The organism is Actinacidiphila sp. DG2A-62 (assembly GCF_035825295.1).
Lineage (GTDB): Bacteria > Actinomycetota > Actinomycetes > Streptomycetales > Streptomycetaceae > Actinacidiphila.
Genome location: NZ_JAYMGI010000002.1, coordinates 6,599,201 through 6,621,512 on the forward strand (window position 1 = coordinate 6,599,201; position 22,312 = coordinate 6,621,512).

17 protein-coding genes, 4 pseudogenes and 1 riboswitch are annotated in these 22,312 nt (G+C 75.2%); of the genes and pseudogenes, 17 read left to right on the forward strand and 4 right to left on the reverse strand.

Features of this window, described 5'->3' with window-relative positions; genetic code table 11:
• The first annotated feature begins 65 nt into the window (after nucleotides 1–65).
• From VSR01_RS29740 to VSR01_RS29760, 5 genes are all read left to right on the forward strand, one after another.
• The gene (locus tag VSR01_RS29740) at nucleotides 66–428 is read left to right on the forward strand and encodes a YraN family protein (protein ID WP_326452131.1); all 363 of its coding nucleotides are present in this window, start codon (nucleotides 66–68) and stop codon (nucleotides 426–428) included.
• The gene (locus VSR01_RS29745) at nucleotides 428–2,080 is read left to right on the forward strand and encodes a YifB family Mg chelatase-like AAA ATPase (RefSeq protein WP_326452132.1); all 1,653 of its coding nucleotides are present in this window, start codon (nucleotides 428–430) and stop codon (nucleotides 2,078–2,080) included. The genes VSR01_RS29740 and VSR01_RS29745 overlap by 1 nt, the downstream gene beginning before the upstream one ends.
• 131 nt (nucleotides 2,081–2,211) lie before the next feature.
• Nucleotides 2,212–3,486, forward strand: coding sequence for a DNA-processing protein DprA (gene dprA, locus VSR01_RS29750; RefSeq protein WP_326452133.1), 1,275 nt, complete (start codon nucleotides 2,212–2,214; stop codon nucleotides 3,484–3,486).
• A 291-nt stretch (nucleotides 3,487–3,777) separates the two neighbouring features.
• On the forward strand, nucleotides 3,778–4,614 hold the full coding sequence (gene whiG, locus VSR01_RS29755; protein WP_326452134.1) for an RNA polymerase sigma factor WhiG: 837 nt from the start codon (nucleotides 3,778–3,780) through the stop codon (nucleotides 4,612–4,614).
• Between the two features lie 73 nt (nucleotides 4,615–4,687).
• Nucleotides 4,688–5,227 (forward strand): TetR/AcrR family transcriptional regulator, encoded by a 540-nt coding sequence (locus VSR01_RS29760; RefSeq protein ID WP_326453891.1) that lies wholly within the window; start codon nucleotides 4,688–4,690, stop codon nucleotides 5,225–5,227.
• On the opposite strand, the gene VSR01_RS29765 is transcribed toward VSR01_RS29760, so the two are convergent.
• Nucleotides 5,217–5,543, reverse strand: a complete 327-nt coding sequence (locus tag VSR01_RS29765; RefSeq protein WP_326452135.1) for a hypothetical protein — start codon at nucleotides 5,541–5,543, stop codon at nucleotides 5,217–5,219. The two genes, VSR01_RS29760 and VSR01_RS29765, sit on opposite strands and share 11 nt — an antisense overlap.
• A gap of 717 nt (nucleotides 5,544–6,260) precedes the next feature.
• Here VSR01_RS29765 and rpsB point away from each other — a divergent pair.
• The 10 genes and pseudogenes from rpsB (at nucleotide 6,261) to VSR01_RS29815 (ending at nucleotide 17,167) form a co-directional block, all read left to right on the forward strand.
• Nucleotides 6,261–7,175, forward strand: coding sequence for a 30S ribosomal protein S2 (rpsB, locus tag VSR01_RS29770; RefSeq protein WP_326452136.1), 915 nt, complete (start codon nucleotides 6,261–6,263; stop codon nucleotides 7,173–7,175).
• Nucleotides 7,176–7,311: 136 nt separating this feature from the next.
• Entirely contained in the window at nucleotides 7,312–8,148 is an 837-nt protein-coding gene (gene tsf, locus VSR01_RS29775) for a translation elongation factor Ts (protein WP_326452137.1), read from the forward strand.
• Nucleotides 8,149–8,357: 209 nt separating this feature from the next.
• Nucleotides 8,358–9,167, forward strand: a complete 810-nt coding sequence (pyrH, locus tag VSR01_RS29780) for a UMP kinase (RefSeq protein WP_326452138.1) — start codon at nucleotides 8,358–8,360, stop codon at nucleotides 9,165–9,167.
• Between the two features lie 40 nt (nucleotides 9,168–9,207).
• The gene (gene frr, locus VSR01_RS29785; protein ID WP_326453892.1) at nucleotides 9,208–9,765 is read left to right on the forward strand and encodes a ribosome recycling factor; all 558 of its coding nucleotides are present in this window, start codon (nucleotides 9,208–9,210) and stop codon (nucleotides 9,763–9,765) included.
• 134 nt (nucleotides 9,766–9,899) lie between these two features.
• Nucleotides 9,900–10,878: pseudogene (locus tag VSR01_RS29790) on the forward strand (phosphatidate cytidylyltransferase).
• Between the two features lie 139 nt (nucleotides 10,879–11,017).
• Entirely contained in the window at nucleotides 11,018–12,130 is a 1,113-nt protein-coding gene (gene rlmN / locus VSR01_RS29795) for a 23S rRNA (adenine(2503)-C(2))-methyltransferase RlmN (protein ID WP_326452139.1), read from the forward strand.
• Nucleotides 12,131–12,190: 60 nt separating this feature from the next.
• Nucleotides 12,191–12,310: riboswitch (TPP riboswitch) on the forward strand.
• A pseudogene (locus VSR01_RS29800) lies at nucleotides 12,302–13,407 on the forward strand (thiamine ABC transporter substrate-binding protein). It overlaps the preceding riboswitch by 9 nt.
• Nucleotides 13,386–15,053 (forward strand): annotated as a pseudogene (locus VSR01_RS29805) (ABC transporter permease); the annotation flags it as partial. The pseudogenes VSR01_RS29800 and VSR01_RS29805, both read left to right, overlap by 22 nt.
• Before the next feature lie 515 nt (nucleotides 15,054–15,568).
• A pseudogene (locus tag VSR01_RS29810) lies at nucleotides 15,569–16,611 on the forward strand (ABC transporter ATP-binding protein).
• A 79-nt stretch (nucleotides 16,612–16,690) separates the two neighbouring features.
• Nucleotides 16,691–17,167 carry a VOC family protein gene (locus VSR01_RS29815; RefSeq protein ID WP_326452140.1) on the forward strand — a complete coding sequence of 159 codons (477 nt, stop codon included), beginning with the start codon at nucleotides 16,691–16,693 and terminating at the stop codon, nucleotides 17,165–17,167.
• A gap of 64 nt (nucleotides 17,168–17,231) precedes the next feature.
• Here the strand turns inward: VSR01_RS29815 and VSR01_RS29820 are convergent, their stop codons facing one another.
• A complete protein-coding gene (locus VSR01_RS29820) occupies nucleotides 17,232–18,416 on the reverse strand; it encodes an LOG family protein (RefSeq protein ID WP_442785575.1) in 1,185 nt (394 codons plus the stop codon).
• Between the two features lie 294 nt (nucleotides 18,417–18,710).
• On the opposite strand from VSR01_RS29820, the gene VSR01_RS29825 reads away from it, so the two are divergent.
• Both VSR01_RS29825 and VSR01_RS29830 read left to right on the forward strand, forming a co-directional pair.
• The gene (locus VSR01_RS29825; protein ID WP_326452141.1) at nucleotides 18,711–19,508 is read left to right on the forward strand and encodes an SDR family NAD(P)-dependent oxidoreductase; all 798 of its coding nucleotides are present in this window, start codon (nucleotides 18,711–18,713) and stop codon (nucleotides 19,506–19,508) included.
• A 77-nt stretch (nucleotides 19,509–19,585) separates the two neighbouring features.
• On the forward strand, nucleotides 19,586–20,191 hold the full coding sequence (locus VSR01_RS29830) for a TetR/AcrR family transcriptional regulator (RefSeq protein WP_326452142.1): 606 nt from the start codon (nucleotides 19,586–19,588) through the stop codon (nucleotides 20,189–20,191).
• Between the two features lie 145 nt (nucleotides 20,192–20,336).
• On the opposite strand, the gene VSR01_RS29835 is transcribed toward VSR01_RS29830, so the two are convergent.
• Both VSR01_RS29835 and VSR01_RS29840 read right to left on the reverse strand, forming a co-directional pair.
• On the reverse strand, nucleotides 20,337–21,434 hold the full coding sequence (locus tag VSR01_RS29835; protein WP_326452143.1) for a hypothetical protein: 1,098 nt from the start codon (nucleotides 21,432–21,434) through the stop codon (nucleotides 20,337–20,339).
• 52 nt (nucleotides 21,435–21,486) lie between these two features.
• Nucleotides 21,487–22,212 (reverse strand): ABC transporter ATP-binding protein, encoded by a 726-nt coding sequence (locus VSR01_RS29840; RefSeq protein WP_326452144.1) that lies wholly within the window; start codon nucleotides 22,210–22,212, stop codon nucleotides 21,487–21,489.
• Nucleotides 22,213–22,312: the final 100 nt, after the last annotated feature.

Consider the following 22,312-nt stretch of genomic DNA (forward strand, 5'->3'; position numbering starts at 1 on the left):
AGATCATCGCGGGATGAGCCGCCTCTGCCACTGTTGCGTCACAGAACGTGACGGAGGTGGTACGGATGAACGCGCAAGGAGCGCTCGGACGGTACGGCGAGGACCTGGCGGCCCGCACCCTGCGGAACGCGGGACTGACCGTCCTGGCCAGGAACTGGCGGTGCGGACGCCGCGGGGAGATCGACATCCTCGCGACCGAGGGCGACGCCCTCGTCGTCTGCGAGGTCAAGACCCGCCGTGAGGGCCGCTACCAACCGCCCACGGCCGCCCTGACCGGCGACAAGATCACCCGGCTGCGCACCCTCGCCGAGCGCTGGACCGCCGAACACGGCGGCGCACCGCCCGGCGGCGTCCGCATCGACCTCGTCGGCGTCACCCTCCCCGTCCGCGGCGCCGCCCGCGTCGAGCACCTGCGGGGGGTGGCGTGATGGGCTTCGCCCGCACCTGCTCGGTCGCCCTGGTCGGCGTCGAAGGAGTCGTCGTCGAGGTCCAGGCCGACCTCGAACCCGGCATCGCCACCTTCGCGCTCGTCGGCCTGCCCGACAAGAGCCTCACCGAGAGCCGCGACCGGGTCCGCGCCGCCATCGTCAACAGCGGCGAGACCTGGCCGTCCAAGAAGCTCACCGTCGGCCTCAGCCCGGCCTCCGTCCCCAAAGGCGGCTCCGGCTTCGACCTCGCCGTCGCCTGCGCCGTCCTCGCCGCCGGCGGTCGCATCGCCCCCGAAGCCATCGCCGACCTGATGATGATCGGCGAACTCGGCCTCGACGGCCGGGTCCGCCCGGTCCGCGGCGTGCTCCCCGCCGTCCTCGCCGCCGCCGACGCCGGATACCGGCACGTCGTCGTCCCCGAACGGACCACCGCGGAGGCCGCCCTCGTCCCCGGCGTCGCCGTCCTCGGCGTCCGTTCGCTGCGCCAGCTCATCGCCGTGCTCAACGACGAACCCGTGCCCGAGGAGGACGCGGAGGGCGATGCCGAGGGCCGGCCGGACCCCATGCTCGCCGGACTCACCGCACCCGGCGGCGGCATCGGCACCGGGCTGGCCACCAGCCTCGGCGGCTCCGCGCACCCGGCCCCCGGCGCCGCCCCCGGCCACCCCGACAGCCGCGACATGGCCGATGTCGCCGGCCAGCCCGCCGCCCGCCTCGCCCTCGAAGTCGCCGCCGCCGGCGGACACCACGTCTTCCTCAAAGGCCCGCCCGGCGCCGGCAAGACCATGCTCGCCGAACGCCTCCCGGGCATCCTGCCGCCGCTCACCCGGCAGGAATCCCTCGAAGTCACCGCCGTCCACTCCGTGGCCGGCATCCTCCCGCCCGGCCGCCCCCTCGTCGACGCCCCTCCCTACTGCGCACCCCACCACTCCGCCACCATGCCCTCCCTCGTCGGCGGCGGCAGCGGACTGCCCCGGCCCGGCGCCGTCTCCCTTGCACATCGCGGCGTACTGTTCTTGGACGAAGCGCCGGAATTCAGCGTCCGGGCCCTCGACGCGCTCCGACAACCCCTCGAATCCGGGCACATCATCGTCGCCCGTGCCGCCGGCGTCATGCGCCTGCCGGCCCGCTTCATGCTGGTCCTCGCCGCCAACCCGTGCCCCTGCGGACGCTACGCGGTGGGAGGCGGCTGCGACTGCTCACCCACCGCCGTCCGCCGCTACCAGGCACGGCTGTCCGGACCCCTGCTCGACCGCGTCGACCTGCGCGTCGACGTCGGCCCGGTCAGCCGCTCCGACCTCATCGACCACGGCCACGGCGAGAGCACCGCGGCCGTCGCCGCCCGGGTGCGCGACGCCCGCGCCCGAGCCGCCGCCCGCTACGCCGACACCCCCTGGCGGATGAACTGCGACATCCCCGGCCACGAGATCCGCACCCGCTGGCACGCCGCCCCCGGCGCCCTCCACGCGGCGGAACGCGACATGGAACGCGGCATGCTCACCGCCCGCGGCCTCGACCGGGTCCTGCGCGTCGCCTGGACCCTCGCCGACCTCGCCGCCCACCCCCGCCCCACCGCCGAGGACATCCGCTGCGCGCTGCAACTGCGCTCCGGCTTCAACCGCGGCGCGGCCCTCGCCGGGAGCACCGGATGACCCCCGACCTCCCGGGCCCCGGCGGGCGGCCGGGCCCGGCGGCGGGGGAGCGGGGTACGGGCGGTGTGGGACGCTCGCACGACGGCGGGACGCGCGGCGCGGGCTGTGCGGGACGTTCGCACGACGGCGGGATGCGCGGTGCGGGCGGCGAGGGCGGCGCGCGGCGACGACGGGAGGACGTCGAAGCCGCCCTGCGCGACTACTACGCCGCGGCCGGCCGAGCACTCGGCGCCCCCGGACGGCCCGTGACCCGCACCCACGCCGGCGCCGCCTGGGCGGAACGCCTCGCCCGCGCCGCCCTCACCCGCGTCGCCGACCCCGGCGACCCCGTCATGGGCCGCGCCATCCGCGAACGCGGCGCGCCCGCCGCCCTCCACGCCGCCGCCACCGGCGCCCGCCTGCCCGGCGCGAGCCCCCGCCGCACCGAGGGCTACGCCATCCGCGCCGCTCACGGCGACCCCCTCGCCGACCTCGACGCCGCCCACCGCGCCGGCGCCCGGTTCCTCTGCCCCCAGGACGCCGACTGGCCCGCGCAACTCGACGACCTCGACGACCAGCGACCCTTCGGCCTCTGGGTACGGGGCGCGCCCTCGCTGCGCCTGTGGGCGCTGCGCTCCGTAGCCGTCGTCGGCGCCCGCGCGTGCACCGACTACGGCGCCCACATGGCCGCCCTCCTCGGCGCCGACCTCGCCCGGGCCGGCTGGACCGTCGTCTCCGGCGCCGCCTACGGCATCGACGGCGCCACCCACGCCGCCGCCCTCACCGCGGGCGGCGCCACCATCGGCGTCGTCGCCAGCGGAGTCGACGTCCCCTACCCCCGCGGCAACGCCCGCCTCATCACCGCCATCGCCGACCGCGGCCTGCTCCTCGGCGAACTCCCGCCCGGCGCCCACCCCACCCGCAGCCGCTTCGTCCTGCGCAACCGCGTCATCGCCGCCCTCACCCGCGGCACCGTCGTCGTGGAAGCGCGGCACCGCAGCGGCTCCCTCATCACCGCCCGCCGCGCCACCGCCCTCGGCCGCCTCACGATGGGCGTTCCCGGCCCCTGCACCAGCGACCTGTCCGCAGGCGTCCACGACCTGCTGCGCCGCGACGGCCTGCTCGTCACCGACGCCGCCGACGTCATCGAACTCGTCGGCGAGATCGGCGCCGACCTCGCCCCCGCCCGCCGCGGCCCCGTCCTGCCCCGCGACCTGCTCCACCCCGCCGCCGCGGCCGCCCTCGAAGCCCTCCCCGGAACAGGAGACGCCACCACCGACGCCATCGCCCTCGCGGCCGGAGCCACCACCCCCGACACGCTGAACCGCCTCCACGAATTGCAGGCACTCGGCTTCGTCGAACGCACGGGCGACCGCTGGGCGTTGGTCCGTACCGCCGCCGACCGCCCACACGAACACACCGGTTGACGCTATCGACACACCATCAGGTGACACGAAAACGCGCTGACCTGGGGCGATCGTCAGACCGGCGCGGTGACGCCGCGCCGGCCCGCATCATTGCCCCCAGGCCCATCCCGCCGCGCGCGGACCCCGCCTCCGCCCGCGCCCGACCCCCGCATCCGCAGAGGAACGTATCTGCGCATGTCCCACACGGATGACGTAGCAGCCAGCGACACTATGGTGACGCTACGCTCGCGGAGGGTCCCCCGGCCGCCGACCCCCACGACCACGTCACGGCAGAACGGCTCACAACGACGCATGCCCCAGCACACCCCCGGGTCCCAGCGGACGGCGGCAGCCACCGCCGCCCCCGACACCCCACGGCCCGCCGCCCCCACCTCGCTCGACGCGCTGTGGCGGACCTACAAGTCCACGGGGGACGCCCGCCTGCGGGAACAGCTCATCCTGCACTACTCGCCCCTGGTCAAATACGTCGCCGGCCGGGTCAGCGTCGGCCTGCCCGCCAACATCGAGCAGGCCGACTTCGTCTCCTCCGGGGTCTTCGGCCTCATCGACGCCATTGAGAAGTTCGACCCCGACCGGGCCATCAAGTTCGAGACATACGCCATCACCCGCATCCGCGGCGCCATGATCGACGAACTGCGCGCCCTCGACTGGATCCCGCGCTCGGTCCGGCAGAAGGCCCGCGCCGTCGAACGCGCCTACGCCACCCTCGAAGCCAGACTCCGCCGCACCCCCAGCGAACCCGAGGTCGCCGCGGAGATGGGCGTCCCCCTGGAAGAACTCCACGGCGTCTTCAGCGCGCTGTCCCTCGCCAACGTCGTCGCCCTCGAAGAGCTCCTCCACGTCGGCGCCGACAGCGGGGACCGGCTCAGCCTGGTCGACACCCTGGAGGACACCGGCGCCGACAACCCCGTCGAGGTCGCCGAGGACCGCGAACTGCGCCGCCTGCTCGCCCGCGCCGTCAACACCCTCCCCGAACGCGAGAAGACCGTTGTCACCCTCTACTACTACGAGGGCCTCACCCTCGCCGAGATCGGTCAGGTCCTCGGCGTCACCGAGAGCCGGGTCAGCCAGATCCACACCAAGTCCGTGCTCCAACTCCGGGCAAAGCTGGCCGACGAGGGCCACTGACACCCCCGCGCCACCTTCTACAGTGGAAGGCATGCCCAGGATCCGAGCGGCCTCGGTGGCCGAGCACCGCACCATGCAGCGCCGCGCCCTGCTCGACGCGGCCCGTGCGCTCCTCTCCGAGGGCGGCACCGAAGCCCTCACCTTCCCCGCCCTCGCCGAGCGCACCGGCCTGGCCCGCTCCTCGGTCTACGAGTACTTCCGCTCCCGCGCCGCGGTCGTCGAGGAACTGTGCGCCGTCGACTTCCCCGTCTGGGCCGCCGAGGTCGAAGCCGCCATGCAGGCCGCCGACACCCCCGAGGCGCAGATCGAGGCCTATGTGCGCACCCAGCTGACGCTGGTCGGCGACCGCAGGCACCGCGCCGTCGTCGCCATCTCGGCCGGTGAACTCGACGCCGGCGCCCGCGAGAAGATCCGCGCCGCGCACGGCGGCCTCGTCGCCATGGTCGTCGCCGCGCTCTCCGACCTCGGCCACCCCCAGCCCCGGCTCACCGCCATGCTCCTCCAGGGCATCGTCGACGCCGCCGTCCGCCGCATCGAACTCGGCGCCGCCGAGGTTCCCGAGGAGATCGTGAGCGCCGCCGTCGCCATGTCCCTGCACGGCGTCACCGGCTGACCGGCGGCGCGGCGCGCTCCCGCCCCGCCCCGCCTCGGCCTCCCGTCGGCAGCAGCCGCGCGGGGCCCGCGCGGCGCAGGGACGGGGGAAGGAGCAGGAGAGGGTCGAGGTAGACGGCGTCCCGCAGCAGGCCCCAGTGGAGGCAGGGGGCGGCGCAGTGCGGGAGCGCGCCCACGAGGGTGCCGACGGTGCGGCCGGCGGCGACGCGAGCGCCGACCGGGACCGAGGCGCGGACGGGCTCGTAGGTGGTGCGCAGCCCGCCGGGCAGGCGGATCACCACCACCGGGGTGCCGGCCACCCGCCCGGTGAAGGCCACCTCGCCAGGAGCCGCGGCCCGCACCGGCGCGCCGGGGAGGCCCGCAGGTCGACCCCGCGGTGGCCGGCCGCCCAGGGCCGCGCGGGCGGATCGAAGCCGCGCGCCACCACCGGCCGGCCGCGCGCGCCGGGTCCGCGCACCGGCCAGCACCGGGCGCCCGGCCCCGCGCCGCCCGCGCACCCCGATCCCCCGCCCCCGGGGGCGGCCCGCGCCGCCGCCCGCAGAGCCGCCGCTCCCGCCCCCGACCCCGGAGCAGGCCCGCCCGCCGCCCCGCCCGCCGCCGCGGTCAACCCGAGCACCGCGGCCCACGCCGCCGCGGCCGCCGTCACCGTCGCCGTCGCCGTCATCGCCCCGCTCATGCGGCCCACCGCCCCTTCCGCCGCGCACCCGGACGTGCGCTCTGTCGCCCTCTCGCCGCGCGGCCCTCCGGGTCGGGGGCCGCGTCGTCACGGGTTCAGGATGGGGCAGGGCGCGGGCGGCGCGACGATCTTGGTCGCGGGCCTGTGGATAACTCGGGTGTCGCCTGGTACTCCGCCGGTCCCGTACACTTTCTCTGGCGATCCGGGTCACCGGGTCGACTTCGCACGCCCCGCCACCCACCCCCGTCACAGGGGCGGTGGCCGCGCCCCTCGGTCCCTCGTGGCACGGCGCGCCGGGGCGTCAGGCGCGGCAGCCGTCCGGCGGCCGCGGTAACCGAGCACCTCAAGGAGTACGGCCATGGCCGTCGTCACGATGCGGGAGCTGCTGGAGAGCGGCGTCCACTTCGGGCACCAGACCCGCCGCTGGAACCCGAAGATGAAGCGCTTCATCTTCACCGAGCGCAACGGCATCTACATCATCGACCTGCTCCAGTCGCTGTCGTACATCGACCGCGCCTACGAGTTCGTCAAGGAGACCGTCGCGCACGGCGGCTCCATCATGTTCGTCGGCACCAAGAAGCAGGCGCAGGAGGCCATCGCCGAGCAGGCCGCCCGCGTCGGCATGCCGTATGTGAACCAGCGCTGGCTGGGCGGCATGCTCACCAACTTCTCGACCGTCTACAAGCGCCTGCAGCGCCTGAAGGAGCTCGAGGAGATCGACTTCGAGGACGTGGCCGCCTCCGGCCTGACCAAGAAGGAGCTGCTGGTCCTCTCCCGCGAGAAGGAGAAGCTGGAGAAGACCCTCGGCGGCATCCGCGAGATGCAGAAGGTGCCCAGCGCCGTCTGGATCGTGGACACCAAGAAGGAGCACATCGCCGTCGGTGAGGCGCGCAAGCTCCGCATCCCGGTGGTGGCGATCCTCGACACCAACTGCGACCCCGACGAGGTCGACTACAAGATCCCGGGCAACGACGACGCGATCCGTTCCGTCACGCTGCTCACCCGCGTGATCGCCGACGCCGTCGCCGAGGGCCTGATCGCCCGTTCCGGCGCGGCGCTGAGCGACAAGAAGGCCGAGGGCGCCGCCGAGCCGCTCGCCGAGTGGGAGCGCGACCTGCTCGAAGGCGAGAAGAAGGCGGACTCCGAGGGCGACGCCCCCGCCGACGCGGCCCCGGCCGCCCCGGCGGACGCCGCCCCCGCGGACGCCGCTCCCCCGCAGGCCCCCGCCGCCCCCGAGGCCCCGGCCGCCGAGGGCGACGCCCAGCAGGCCTGAGCCCCCCCGCCCGGGGCCCGGCCCCGGGCGGCAGGCGCCCGCGCCTTCGAGAACCACGCGTGACGACGGCGGGGGCATACACGCCCCCGCCGTTCACCCGTAGATCCACCGACCATTCGGGAAGAGACTTAACTCCATGGCGAACTTCACCGCCGCCGACGTCAAGAAGCTCCGCGAGCTGACCGCCGCGGGCATGATGGACTGCAAGAACGCCCTCACCGAGGCCGAAGGCGACCTGGACAAGGCCGTCGAGATCCTCCGCGTCAAGGGCCAGAAGGGCGTCACCAAGCGCGAGGGCCGCTCGGCCTCCAACGGCGCCGTCGTCTCCCTGATCGCCGACGACAACAGCGAGGGCGTCCTGCTGGAGCTGAAGTGCGAGACGGACTTCGTCGCCAAGGGCGAGAAGTTCGTGGCCGTCGCCGACGCCATCGCCGCGCACGTCGCCGCGACCCGCCCGGCCGGCCTGGAGGCGCTGCTCGCCTCCGAGATCAAGGACGGCCAGACCGTCCAGGCGTACGTCGACGAGGCCAACGCCACCCTCGGCGAGAAGATCGTGCTGGACCGCTTCGCGCAGTTCACCGACGGCTACGTCGCCTCCTACCTGCACCGCACCAGCCCGGACCTGCCGCCGCAGGTCGGCGTGCTGGTCGAGCTGGACAAGGCCGACGCGCAGACCGCCAAGGACGTGGCCCAGCACATCGCCGCGTTCGCGCCGAAGTTCCTGACCCGCGACGAGATCGACGCCGAGACCGTCGAGAACGAGCGCCGCGTCGCCGAGGCCACCGCGCGCGAGGAGGGCAAGCCCGAGGCCGCCCTGCCGCGCATCGTCGAGGGCCGCGTGAACGGCTTCTTCAAGGAGAACGTCGTGCTGGAGCAGGCGTTCGCCAAGGACGCCAAGAAGACGGTCCAGAAGGTCCTCGACGAGGCCGGCGTCACGCTGAAGCGCTTCGCCCGCTTCCGCGTCGGCGTCTGACGGCGACCGGACGGCGTCCGGTCGGCGTCGGAGCCGGCCGATCGCGACCGGGACGCGCGCAGCGAAAGACCCGCGGCCCCGCTAGGGTCGTATGCGGCCGGCCGCCGCCGGCCGGCCGCAGAGGTGACGAGGAGGCCATTGCCGTCAAGGGAACCCACCAGGACCCTCGGCAATGGCCTCCTTTGTACGTGCACGAGGAGAAGAGCCCCATGGACGAAGGCGCCGACCAGGCCGACCACGCCCCCCACCACGCCGGACCCGCCGGCTCCGAACGCACCGACGGCCGCGGCGGCGTCGCGCCGCGCCGCTACCTGCTCAAGCTGTCCGGCGAGGCGTTCGCCGGCGGCGGGGGCCTGGGCGTCGACCCCGACGTCGTGCACGCCATCGCCCGGGAGATCGCCGCGGTCGTCCGCGACGGCTACGAGATCGCCCTCGTCGTCGGCGGCGGCAACTTCTTCCGCGGCGCCGAACTGCAGCAGCGCGGCATGGACCGGGCCCGCTCCGACTACATGGGCATGCTCGGCACCGTCATGAACTGCCTCGCCCTCCAGGACTTCCTGGAGAAGGAAGGCATCGAGACCCGCGTCCAGACGGCCATCACCATGGGCCAGGTCGCCGAGCCCTACATCCCGCTGCGGGCCATCCGGCACCTGGAGAAGGGCCGCGTGGTGATCTTCGGCGCGGGCATGGGCATGCCCTACTTCTCCACCGACACCACCGCCGCCCAGCGGGCCCTGGAGATCGACGCCACCGCCATGCTGATGGGCAAGAACGGCGTGGACGGCGTCTACGACTCCGACCCCAAGCACAACCCCGACGCGGTCCGCTTCGACGCGCTGGAGTACGGCGAGGTCATCGCCCGCGACCTGCGGGTCGCCGACCTCACCGCGATCACCCTCTGCCAGGACAACAAGCTGCCGATCCTGGTCTTCGAGCTGCTCGCCGAGGGCAACATCGCGCGGGCCGTGAAGGGTGAGAAGATCGGCACGCTGGTCAACGACCAGGGCACCCGGGCGTGATGCGCCCCAGGCTCTGCCTTATGAATACCGGGAGCACATGGTGATTGAAGAGACACTCCTCGAGGCCGAGGAGAAGATGGACAAGGCCGTGTCCGTCGCCAAGGACGACTTCGCGGCGATCCGCACCGGCCGGGCGCATCCGGCGATGTTCAACAAGATCGTGGCCGAGTACTACGGCACCGTGACCCCGATCAACCAGCTGGCCTCTTTCGCGGTGCCCGAGCCGCGGATGGCGGTGATCACCCCCTTCGACAGCAGCAGCCTGCGCAACATCGAGGAGGCGATCCGCAACTCCGATCTCGGCGTCAACCCGAGCAACGACGGCCGGATCATCCGGGTGGTCTTCCCGCAGCTGACCGAGGAGCGCCGCAGGGAGTACATCAAGGTCGCCAAGACCAAGGGCGAGGACGCGAAGATCTCCATCCGCAGCGTCCGCCGCAAGGCCAAGGAGACCCTCGACAAGCTCGTCAAGGACGGCGAGACCGGCGAGGACGAGGTGCGCCGCGCGGAGAAGGAGCTGGACGACACCACGGCGAAGTACGTGGCGCAGATCGACGAGCTGCTCAAGCACAAGGAGACCGAGCTGCTGGAGGTCTGACCTCCCCGGCTCGCCGCCGGCCCGCCGCCGCGGACCCCTCCCGCTCACCGATCCGTCCCCGGCGCCCTGCCCGTCCCCTCCCCGTCCCCATCCGACCGCTGCCACCACACCACGACGACGCGAGGCGAAGCTCCGTGAACGACTCTTCCTGGGGCGCTTCGCCACGCGCCGGCCACCCCCCGGCGGCTTCTGCGACGCAGGCCGGGGCGCCAGGAAAGACTGCCCCCATGCCGTCACCGCCGCCGACACCCCCGCCGGCCAGCCCGCCCCACCGCCGCCGCCCGCGGCCCCGGCCAAGAAGTCCGCCGGACGCGACCTGCGGGCCGCGATAGGGGTCGGCGTGGGGCTCGGCGCCGTGATCGTCGCCGCCCTGTTCGTCGTCAAGGCCGTCTTCGTGGGCGTCGCGGTGCTCGCGGTCGTCGTCGGCGTGTGGGAGCTGACCTCCCGCCTGGAGGAGCGCAAGGGCATCCGCGCACCGCTGCCGCCGATCGCCCTGGGCGGCGCCGCCATGGTCGTGGCCGGCTACCTCAAGGGCGCCGACGGCGCCTGGATCGCCATGGCGCTGACCGCGCTGGCCGTCCTGGTCTGGCGGATGGCGCAGCCCCCGGAGAACTACCTCAGAGACGTCACCGCCGGCGTCTTCGCCGCTTTCTACGTCCCCTTCCTCGCCACCTTCGTGGTGATGATGCTGGCCGCCGACGACGGCCCCCGCCGGGTCCTGGTGTTCCTGCTGCTCACCGTGATCAGCGACACCGGCGCCTACGCGGTCGGCTGGCGGTTCGGCAGCCACAGGCTCGCCCCCGGATCAGCCCCGGCAAGACCCGGGAGGGCCTGGCCGGCGCGATGGCCTTCGCGATGATCGCCGGCGCGCTGCTCATGCAGTACGTCATCGACGACGGCCGCTGGTGGCAGGGCCTGCTGCTGGGCCTGGCCGCGGCCACCAGCGCCACCCTCGGCGATCTCGGCGAGTCGATGATCAAACGCGACCTCGGCATCAAGGACATGGGCACCCTGCTGCCCGGCCACGGCGGCATCATGGACCGTCTGGACTCCCTGCTGCCCACCGCCCCCGTGGTCTGGCTCCTCCTGGTCGCCTTCGTCGGCAAGGGCTGAGCCCCGCCTTCCCCGCCTTCGGCCGGCAGCGAAGGGGCTGCCCCCGGCCACCCGCGTCCCGGCCACCCGCGGGCTCCCGGAGCCGCCCCCGGCCGCCCGTGCCGAAGCCCTCCGCGGGTCTGCGACACTGGAAGACATCATGCCTGCACCTGGAGAACTGACCTTCGCCGTGCCGCGGGGGGCCAAGAAGCCGCCGCGGCACCTCGCCGACCTCTCGCCCGCCGAGCGCAAGGAGGCGGTGGCCGCGCTGGGGGAGAAGCCGTTCCGGGCCAAGCAGCTCTCCCAGCACTACTTCGCCCGCTACGCCGACGACCCGGCCGCCTGGACCGACATCCCGGCCGCGGCCCGCGAGCGGCTGGCCGGCGAGCTGCTGCCCGAGCTGATGACGGTGGTGCGGCACGCCTCCTGCGACGGCGGCGACACCCGCAAGACGCTGTGGCGGCTGTTCGACGGCACCCTCGTCGAATCCGTGCTGATGCGCTACCCCGACCGCGTCACCATGTGCATCTCCTCGCAGGCCGGCTGCGGCATGAACTGCCCGTTCTGCGCCACCGGACAGGCGGGCCTGGACCGCAACCTGTCCACCGCGGAGATCGTCCACCAGATCGTCGCCGGCATGCGGGCGCTGCGCGACGGCGACGTGCCCGGCGCGCAGGGCCCGGCGCGGCTGTCCAACATCGTGTTCATGGGCATGGGCGAGCCGCTGGCCAACTACCGCCGCGTCGTCGGCGCCATCCGCCGCCTCACCGACCCCGAGCCGGACGGCCTCGGCCTGTCCCAGCGCGGCATCACCGTCTCCACCGTCGGCCTCGTCCCCGCGATGTACCGCTTCGCCGACGAGGGCTTCAAGTGCCGCCTCGCGGTGTCCCTGCACGCCCCCGACGACGAACTGCGCGACACCCTCGTGCCGGTCAACACCCGCTGGAAGGTCCGCGAGGTGCTCGACGCCGCGTGGCACTACTCCGAGGTCTCCGGCCGCCGCGTGTCCATCGAGTACGCGCTGATCCGCGACGTCAACGACCAGGCGTGGCGCGCCGACCGGCTGGGCAGGCTGCTGAAGAACCACCGGGTGCACGTCAACCTGATCCCGCTCAACCCCACACCCGGCTCGAAGTGGACCGCCTCGCGCCCGCAGGACGAACGCGCCTTCGTCGCCGCCCTGGAAGCGCACGGCGTGCCGGTGACCGTCCGCGACACCCGCGGCCAGGAGATCGACGGGGCCTGCGGCCAGCTCGCCGCCTCCGCCCGCTGATACGGTTCCCCCGCGGCCGGCACACCCCGTACCGGCCCGCACGCTCGTGGACAACACCTGAACATCCGACAGGGGAGCGCCTGGGACGGCGCTGAGAGTGCGGCTGGGAGATCTCCCAGGCCGCAGACCCTCGAACCTGATCCGGGTCATACCGGCGTAGGGAGTCAGCACATGAACAGCACCATCCGTCGGCGTGCCGTCGGCGCGCTCGTCCTCGCCACCGCCGGCGCCGCCGCCCTGGCCGGCTGCGGCGGCTCCTCGGACTCCTCCGGGTCCGGGCGGCAGAGCGGATCGGGCGGCTCGAAGACCGTCACCGTCGTCAGCCACGACTCCTTCGCCGCCTCCGACTCCGTGCTCGCCGCCTTCACCCGGCAGACCGGCTACAAGGTCAAGGTGCTGCGCGGCGGCGACGCCGGCGCCGCCGTCAACCAGGCCATCCTCACCAAGGACCACCCGCGCGGCGACGTGTTCTTCGGCGTCGACAACACCCTGCTCTCGCGCGCCCTCGACAACGGCCTGTTCGACCCGTACACCGCCAAGGGCCTGGACCAGGTGCCCGCCGACGTGCAGCTCGACGCGGGCAAGCACCGCGTCACGCCCATCGACTCCGGCGACGTGTGCGTCAACTACGACCGCGCCTGGTTCGCCTCCCACCACATCGCGCCGCCGCGGACCTTCGCCGACCTGGTGGAGCCGCAGTACAAGAACCTGCTGGTGACCGAGAACGTCACCACCTCCTCGCCGGGCCTGGCCTTCCTGCTGGGCAGCGTCGCCACCTACGGCGACTCCGGATGGCAGGGCTACTGGAAGCAGCTCAAAGCCAACGGCGTGCAGGTCGTCGACAGCTGGGAGCAGGCGTACGACAACGCCTTCTCCGGATCGGCCGCCGGCGCCAAGGCCAAGGGCGACAAGCCCCTGGTGGTCTCCTACGCCTCCAGCCCGCCCGCCGAGGTCGTCGGCGTGACCCCGCCGCCCGCGCAGTCGCCGGTCGGCGTCGCCACCGGCACCTGCTTCCGCCAGATCGAGTTCGCGGGCGTGCTGCACCACGCGAAGAACCCGCCGGCGCCAAGGCGTTCGTCGACTTCATGCTCAGCCGCACCTTCCAGCAGGACATGCCGCTGCAGATGTACGTCGACCCGGTCGTCCGGGGCGCCACCGAGCCGCCGGTGTTCACCAAGTACGGCGCGAAGGTCGCGCACCCCACGACGCTCGCGCCCGACACCATCGCCGCCCACCGCGACGACTGGGTGAAGACGTGGAACTCCCTCGTCCTGTGACCGCCGAGGGCGGCCGGGCACGCACCGCCGGGACGGCCGCCCGTCGCGCGCTGGTCCCCGCCGGGCTCGCGGCGCTGCCGCTGGCGTTCTTCGCCGCCTTCTTCGCCTACCCCGTCGCGTCCATCGTCGGCCGCGGCCTGCACCAGGGCGGCCGCTGGCGGCCCGGCGCGGTCGGCGACGTGCTCGGCGACCCCTCCGTACGGCACGTGCTGTGGTTCACCTGCTGGCAGGCCGCCGCCTCCACCGCGCTGACCCTCGCGGTCGCCCTGCCCGGCGCGTACGTCTTCGCCCGCCTGGACTTCCCCGGCAAACGGCTGCTGCGGGCCGTGGTCACCGTGCCGTTCGTGCTGCCGACCGTCGTCGCCGGATCGGCGTTCCTCGCGCTGCTCGGTCGGGGCGGCCTCACCGACGACCTGCTGGGCCTGCGCCTGGACACCAGCGTGTGGGCGATCCTCATCGCGCACGTCTTCTTCAACTACGCGGTCGTCGTCCGCACCGTCGGCGGTCTGTGGGCGCAGCTCGACCCCCGCCAGGAGGAGGCCGCCCGGATGCTCGGCGCCGGCCGCCTCACCGCCTTCCGCCGCGTCACCCTGCCCGCCCTCGCGCCGGCGGTGGCGTCCGCCGCCGTCCTGGTGTTCCTGTTCACCTTCACCTCCTTCGGCGTCATCCAGATCCTCGGCGGACCCACCCGCGCCACCCTGGAGGTCGAGATCTACCGGCAGACCGCCGAGGTCTTCGACCTGCCCACCGCGGCCGTGCTGACGCTGCTGCAGTTCGCCGCCGTCGCCGCGATCCTCGCCGTCCACGCCTGGACCGCCAGGCGCCGCGAGTCCGCGCTGCGCCTGGTCGACCCGGCCGGCACCGCGCACCGCCCGCGCGGGGCCGGCGAACGCTCCCTGCTCACCGCGGTGCTCGCCGTCGTCGCCGTGCTCATCGTGCTGCCGCTGGCCGTGCTCGCCGCCCGCTCCTTCGACGGCCCGCACGGCTACGGCCTCACCTTCTACCGCGCCCTCGGCTCCGGCAGCGCCGACGGCACCTTCCTCGTGTCGCCGCTGCAGACCGTCTGGAACTCCCTGCGCTACGCCGCCGCGGCCACCGCGATCGCCCTGGTCGTCGGAGGGCTGGCCGCCGCGGCGCTGACCCGCAGGAGCGGGCGGCTGATGCGCGGCTTCGACGGACTGCTCATGCTGCCGCTGGGCACCTCGGCGGTCACCGTCGGCTTCGGCTTCCTGATCAGCCTCGACAAGCCCCCGCTCGACCTGCGCGACTCCTGGCTGCTAGTGCCGCTGGCGCAGGCGCTGGTCGGCGCGCCGTTCGTGGTCCGCGTGATGCTGCCGGTGCTGCGCGCGGTCGACCAGCGGCTGCGCGAGGCCGCCGCCGTGCTCGGCGCGTCCCCGGCACGGGTCTGGCGCGAGGTCGAACTCCCGCTCGTCGCACGGGCGGTGGGCATCGCGGCCGGGTTCGCGTTCGCCGTCTCGCTCGGCGAGTTCGGGGCGACCGTCTTCATCGCCCGCCCCGACAGCCCCACCCTCCCGGTCGCCGTCGCCCGCCTGCTCGGCCGGGCTGGCGAGATGAACTACGGCCAGGCCATGGCGCTGAGCACCATCCTCATGGTGGTGTGCGCGGCCGGGCTGCTGCTCCTGGAGTACCCGCTGTCGGGACGCCGCGCGCCGCGCGCCCCGAAGGGGACGCCCGGGACGCCGTCGACGGCCGACCCCGTCGCGGACCCGCTCGCTGGGGTGCGCCGCGCCGAGCCCGCGACGCCGGGAGCGTCCGAGACGTTCGGAGAGCCCAGGGCGTCCGGCAAGTCCGCGGCGCGCGGGGCGTGGGGCAAGTCCACGACGCGCAGGACGTGGGGCAAGTCCGCGACTCCCGGGGCCTCCGGCAAGTCCGCGGCGCGCGGGGCCTCCGTCCAGCCCGCGCCCGCCACGTCCGCGTCCCCCGTCCCCGCCGCCCACGCCCGACCGGAGCGCCGCCGATGACCCCGCACGAGCCCGCACGGCGCAAGCCCGGCCGGCAGGAGCAGCAGCCGACACCCGCCGCGCCCGCGGCCCGGGAGGCTTCGGCCCCGCGAGCCCCGGCGCGGGACGCCACGGCGAAGGACGCCCCGGCAAACACCTCGGCGAAGGACGCCCCGGACCGGGACCGGTCCGCCCCCGCACTGCTGCACCTGGACGCCGCGACCGTCCGCTTCGGCGGGCGTGCCGCGCTGGACGCGGTCACCCTGGACGTCGCCGCGCACGAGATCGTGTGCGTGCTCGGTCCCAGCGGCAGCGGCAAGTCCACGCTGCTGCGGGCCGTCGCCGGGCTGCAGCCGCTGGACGGCGGGCGGGTGCTGCTCGACGGCGCCGACCAGGCCGCGGTGCCCGCGCACCGGCGCGGCGTGGGCCTGATGTTCCAGGACCACCAGCTCTTCCCGCAGCGCGACGTCGGCGGCAACGTCGCCTTCGGCCTGCGGATGCACAAGGCCCCGCGCGCCGAGCGCGCCGGCCGGGTCGAGACGCTGCTGGACCTGGTCGGCCTGCCCGGGGCACGGCCAGGCCCGTCGCCACCCTGTCCGGCGGCGAGCAGCAGCGCGTCGCGCTGGCCCGCGCGCTCGCGCCCGAGCCGCGGCTGCTGATGCTCGACGAGCCGCTCGGCCAGCTCGACCGCTCGCTGCGCGAACGCCTCGTCGTCGAACTGCGCGGCCTGTTCGGCCGGCTCGGCACCACCGTGCTCGCCGTCACCCACGACCAGGGCGAGGCGTTCGCGCTCGCCGACCGCGTCGTGGTGATGCGCGACGGGCGCATCGCGCAGACCGGCACCCCGCTCCAGGTGTGGCGGCAGCCCGCCTCGCGGTTCGTCGCCCGCTTCCTCGGCTTCGACAACCTCGCCGAGGCGACGGTCGGCGGCGAGGTCGCCGCCACCGCCTGGGGCAAGGTCCCCGTCCCGCCCGGCAGCGCCCAGGGCGAGCGCCTGGTCCTGGTCCGGCCGGCCGGTGTGCGGCTGCGGGACCCGCACACCCCGCCGCCGGCGTGGGCGGGCGGCGGACTGCCCTGCACGGTCCGCGGCCGCACCTTCCGCGCCGGACGCGTGGCCGTGCTCCTGGCGCCCGAGCAGGGACCGCCGCTGGAGGCCGAGTGCGCGTTGCGCGACGCGCCCGCCGAGGGGGAGCGGGTTACCGTGGACTTCGATCCCGAAGACGTCGTCGTCCTCGACCGGTGACCTGCCGCCGGCCCGCCCGTCCGGCCGCCGGGGGCCGCCGCGCGCCGGGGCCGCGCCCGGCAGAACGGAACGCCCCGCCATGCAGAAGATCACCACGTTCCTCTGGTACGAGGACCAGGCCGAGGAAGCGGCGCGGTTCTACATCTCGCTGTTCGACGACTCCCGCATCGTCTCGGTCCAGCGCTACGGCGAGGCGGGTCCCGGCGTCCCCGGCACCGTGATGGTGGTCGAGTTCGAACTCGCCGGGCAGCGCTTCCTCGCCCTCAACGGCGGCCCGGTCTACACCTTCAACGAGGCCATGTCGCTCAGCGTCGACTGCGCCTCGCAGGAGGAGGTCGACCGGCTGTGGGCGGCGCTCACCGCGGACGGCGGCGAGCCCGGGCCCTGCGGCTGGCTCAAGGACCGCTACGGCGTCTCCTGGCAGATCGTGCCCAGCCGCCTCACCGAGATGCTCGCCGACCCCGACCAGGAGAAGGCGCAGCGCGCCATGGCGGCCATGCTCGGCATGAGGAAGATCGAGATCCCCGCGCTGGAAGCCGCGTTCGCCGGCCGCTGAGCGCCCGGCCGCCGGATCCTGCGGCCGCGAGCCCGCCCGGACCGCGGGGCCCGGCGGACCCGCCCTACGCCCCGCCCAGCTCCGCCAGCACCCGCGGCACCTGCGCCGCGTCGTCCACCAGGGCGATGCGCCGGCTCGTCGCGGTGCCCTCCGCCAGCGACTCCAGCAGCGGCCACACCGGCAGCACCCGTGTCCAGTGCGCCCGGTCCACCAGCACGACGGGGGCCGGGCCGCCGTGGTCGGGGGAGCGGTCGGCGGAGCGGCCGGGGCCGAGGTCGTACGGGTGCGGCGCCGCCGCGTCGAAGACCTCCCGCACCGTGCCGGCGGCTCCCGGCAGGAACACCGCCCCGGCGCCGCAGCGCGGGAGCAGGCCGTCCCCGCGCACCGCGTCGGCGAAGGACTTGGCGAGGTGCGAGGCGAAGGCGTTGGGCGGCTCGTGCCCGTTGAGCCAGGTGGGCAGCCCGAACGACGGCCCGCCGTCCGGCCACCGGTCGCGTACGGCGAAGGCGGCCGACGCCCACGCGCCGACCGAGGGGGCGAACGACGGCGCGCCGGCCAGCACGCCCAGCGCCTTGCCGAGCATCACGTCGTCGTAAGGGGCCGCGTAGGCGCCGAAGTTGGCGGCCTCCGCCGCGCCCGGACCGCCGCCGGTGACCACCGTGAAGCCCGCGCGGGACAGCTCCCTGCCGAGCCGCGCGGCCGTTTCGTACGCCTGGCTGCCGCGCGCCGTCGCGTGCCCGCCCACCACCGCGACCGCGCGCGCACCGCGCAGCCGCTCGTCCAGCGCGGCGGCCACCGCGTCGTCGTGGAGCGACCGCAGCATCGAGGAGAACACGTCGCCGTCGCCCGCCGTCCGCCGGTACCAACGGTGGGTGCGCGCGTCCGGGGTGTCCTCGTAGCCGCCCTCGGCAAGCCCCGCGTACAGCTCGCCCGGCGTGTACAGCGCGGCCCGGAACGGGTCGAAGGGCAGCCCCGGCACCGGCGGGAAGGCCAGCGCGCCGCCCGCCCGCACATGCGCCAGCGCCTGCTCCTCCATCGCGCAGCCGAGGAACACCGCCCGCGAGGTGTCCGAGACCAGCAGCGCGAACGTCCGCGAGGTCAGGTCCAGGCCCCGCACCAGCCGGCCGGCGAAGCTGCCGCCGAGCGCGACCCCGTCGAACTCCTCCAGCGTCGCCACGTCCCGCACCGGCCGCGGCACCGGCTCCCCGTGGCGGGTCGGCTCCGGCTCGTCGGGTGTCTGCTCGGGCACGCCAGCACCCTAGCGGCCCGCTCCCGCGACGCGTAGTCCACCGGCATGAGCGGCCGGCGCGTGCCGCGGTCCCGCACGGCGCGAGGGGCGCGGGCAGCGACCGGTTTGACAACGCGGAACCCCGCGATGAAACTGGACCGCGCAGTCCATTGGACCGTACGGTCCAATGGTGGACCGCGCCGTCCGGGCGCGACGCGAACGACCCGGGAAGACCCGGGGAAGACCCGGGAAGCCTGCGCAAGACCGCCGTGACACCGCCGTGAGACCCCGTGAAGAAGCGAAAGAAGAGACCCGATGGACCTGCACCTGAACGACAAGCGCGCCCTCGTGACCGGATCGAGCAGCGGACTCGGCGCGAAGATCGCCGAGCGGCTGGCCGCCGAGGGCGCCGCGGTGGTCGTCCACGGGCGTGACGAGGCCAGGGCGGCGGCCGTCGCCGGTGCTATCACCGACGCCGGCGGCCGGGCCGACGCGGTGACCGGCGACCTCGGCGCCGACGCGGGCGCCGACGCGGTGGCGGGCGCCGCGCTGGCGGGCGGACCCGTCGACATCCTGGTCAACAACGCCGGCGCCTTCGACGTGACCGCGACCTGGCAGGGCACCACCGCGGACGACTGGGCGGCCCTGTACAACACCAACGTGATCTCCGCCGTCCGCGCCATCCACCGGCTGGTCCCGGCGATGCGGGAGCGCGGCTGGGGCCGGGTGATCCAGATCAGCAGCGTCACCGGCAGGCTGCCCCAGGCCACCCAGCCGCACTACGCCGCGACCAACGCCGCCCGCGGCAACCTCGCCGCGTCCCTGTCCCGCGAGCTGCGCGGCACCGGCGTCACCTCCAACGCCGTGGCCGCCGGCGGCATCCTCACCCCCGCCAACCGGGAGATGCTCACCCGCTGGGGGCGCGAGCAGGGCATGGGCGAGACCTGGGAGGAGATCGAGCCCCGACTGGTCGCCGCGCACGGGCCCAACGACGTCGGCCGGGTCGGCCGCCGCGCCGAGTACGCGGACCTGGTCGCCTTCCTGGCGAGCCCGCTGTCGGGGTACATCACCGGCGCGAACCTGTCCGTGGACGGCGGCTGGCGCGACGCCTGACCGCGGTACGGCCACGGTCGGGTGGCAGGTGCCGCGGACGGGCCGCGCGGACCCCCGCACGCCGTAGCATGGCCGGCATGGAACGCGTGCTGACGGCGCGGGGAGCCGCCACCCGGGCCAGGATCATCAAAGGGGCGGTCGAGCTGATGCGCCGCCACGGCCCGGCCAACGTCGGTCTCGACGACATCAGGGCCGCCACCGCCACCAGCAAGAGCCAGCTCTTCCACTACTTCCCCGACGGGAAGTCGGACCTGCTGCTCGCTGTCGCGGCCTACGAGGCCGAGCAGGTCCTCGCCGACCAGCAGCCCATGCTCGGCGACCTCACCGACTGGGCGCGGTGGGAGGCCTGGCGGGACCGCGTCGTCGAGCGCTACCGCACCCAGGGCCGCAACTGCGCGCTGACCGCGCTCACCGCGCAGCTCGGACTGTCCGACCCGGCCACCCGCACCGTCATCAACGGCATGTACGCCACCTGGCGCGGCTTCCTCGCCGACGGCGTCCGGGCGCTGGCCGCGGCCGGCCAGACCGCCCCCGGCGCCGACCCCGACCGCATCGCCACCACGCTGCTGACCGCGATCTCCGGCGGCGCGACGATGCTCCAGGCGACCGACGACATCCGCTACCTGGAGACGGCGCTGTCCGACGTGCTGGAGACATTCCGGCCGCCGCGGCAGGACGGCTGACCGGAGGGCCGGGAGCCCGGCCCGCGCCGGCGATCGGCGGCGGTCGGCGGCGGTCGGCGGCACAGATCCCGCGGTCGCGGGGCGTCGGGGGCGCGGCCGGCGGCCGGAGCCCCGCGGCCCGCGCCGCGGGCTGACGACCCCCTCATCAGGGATACGTCGACAGCGCCGCGACCAGCGCCGTGACCGGCACGACCACCGCCAGCAGCACCGCGGCCCGCAGCGCCACGGCCGCCCGCAGCACCGCGGGGGAGGCGGCGACCGCCTGGAGCGCCGCCCGCGGCTCGGCGCGCGCGTCCCTGGTCGCGCCCAGCGTCAGCGCGGACGTGGCCAGCACGCACACCGCGATCAGCGCGGCGGCGAAGGAGGTCACCGGGCCGAGCCGGTGCGCGCCGTCCCAGGCGGCGGCAGCGGCGGCGGCCGTCGCCGTCAGCAGCCCCAGCGGGGAGCCGATCCCGCGTGCCTCGTGCTGCATCGCCCGGCCCGCGAGCAGCCGCACCGCGCCGGGGCGGTACGCCGCGAGCAGCCGGCCGCACAGATGGACGGTTCCGGGGCCGGCCAGCACCAGTCCCGCCGCGGTGACCACCCAGCCCGCCAGCGCCAGCGGCGGGATCGAGCCGAGACCGCTGGGCAGCGGCATCCCGTGGCCGCGCGGCGCGCCGACCTGGAGCGCCAGGCCGACGGCGACCAGGCTCACGCCCCACGGCAGGGTGCCCGGCGCGTCGTGCCGGGCGGGCCGCTCCTCGCGCAGCGCCACCGTCGTGGCCGCCGCGGCGGCCACCGGCACCAGGGCCAGCAGCGTCGCCGCGCCCGCGGGCGGCAGCGACCTGCCCCGCGCCAGCAGCCCGGGGCCGACGCCGTGCCACGCGGTGCCGGTGACGTCGCCGCGCAGCTGGAGGAAGACCAGCAGGGCGAGCGCGCTGCCGGCCGCGCAGACCAGCGCGGCGCTCGCCGCCGCCACCGCCACCACACCGGCCCGGCCCAGGCCGACCGCCGACAGCCCCAGGCGCGGCCACCGCGCCGGCTGCGCCCGCGCGACCGCGACCGCGAGCTGCACGGTCACCACCGCCGGCACCACGCACCACACCAGCCGTACCACCGCGTGGCCCGCGCCGCCGGGATGCGCCAGCCCCCAGGCCAGCGACGACAGCAGCAGCAGACCGGTGCCGGCCGACGCGGCGGCCACCAGCAGCCACCGGCCCGCCGCCCGCGCCCCGGACCCGCGCAGCACCCGCAGACTCAGCACACCGCCACCTCCTGCCGTGCCGGGGCCGTCAGCGCTGCGCGCGCGGCCGGGGTCATACCGCGGCCGGCCGGGGGTCGGGGGACTCGCGGTCCTGGAGCGGCATGGGAGTGCCGGGCCGGCCGTCGACCAGGCTCAGGACGCGGTCGGCGGGCGCCGCGGTGTCCGGGTCGCCGGTGGCCAGCACCACGGTGATGCCGTGCGAGCGGGCCGCGCTGACCAGCGTGCGCAGCACGTGCGCCCGGTCGGCGCGGTGCAGCGGGGCGGTCGGCTCGTCGGCGAAGACCACGTCGGGCCCGCTCACCAGCGCCCGGGCCACCGCGACCCGCTGGCGCTGCGGCGGCGTCAGCTCGGCCGGGCGGCGGCGGGCGACCGCGCCGATGTCCAGGCGCCCCAGCCACTCCTGCGCGGTGGCCCGCGACGCCCGGTGGCCGTCGCCGCGCAGCAGCAGCGGCAGTGCCGCGTTCTCCCACGCGGTCAGCTCCGGCAGCAGGTGCGCGGCGCCCTCGACCCAGCCGAAGCGGTCCCGGCGCAGCGCCTCGCGGGCCGGCTCCGCCAGGGTGTGCACCGGCGCGCTGTTGAACCACACCTCGCCCTCGTCCGGCACCAGCTGTCCGGACAGGCAGCGCAGCAGCGTCGACTTGCCCGCGCCGTGCGGGCCGACCACGGCGAGGATCTCCCCGGCGCGGACGTTGACCGACACGCCCTGCAGCGCGGGCGCGCCCCCGTGCGCGTGCCGCAGGGCGCGGGCCCAGAGCACGTCGTTGTCCGGCGGTGCCATGCGGGTACCTCCGCGGTAGCGAGACTCTCCCCCGCCACGGTAGGCACCGGGGGGCCGTCCCGCTTCCGCACGCGGCCCGCGCGGCCGCCGTTTCGCCCGA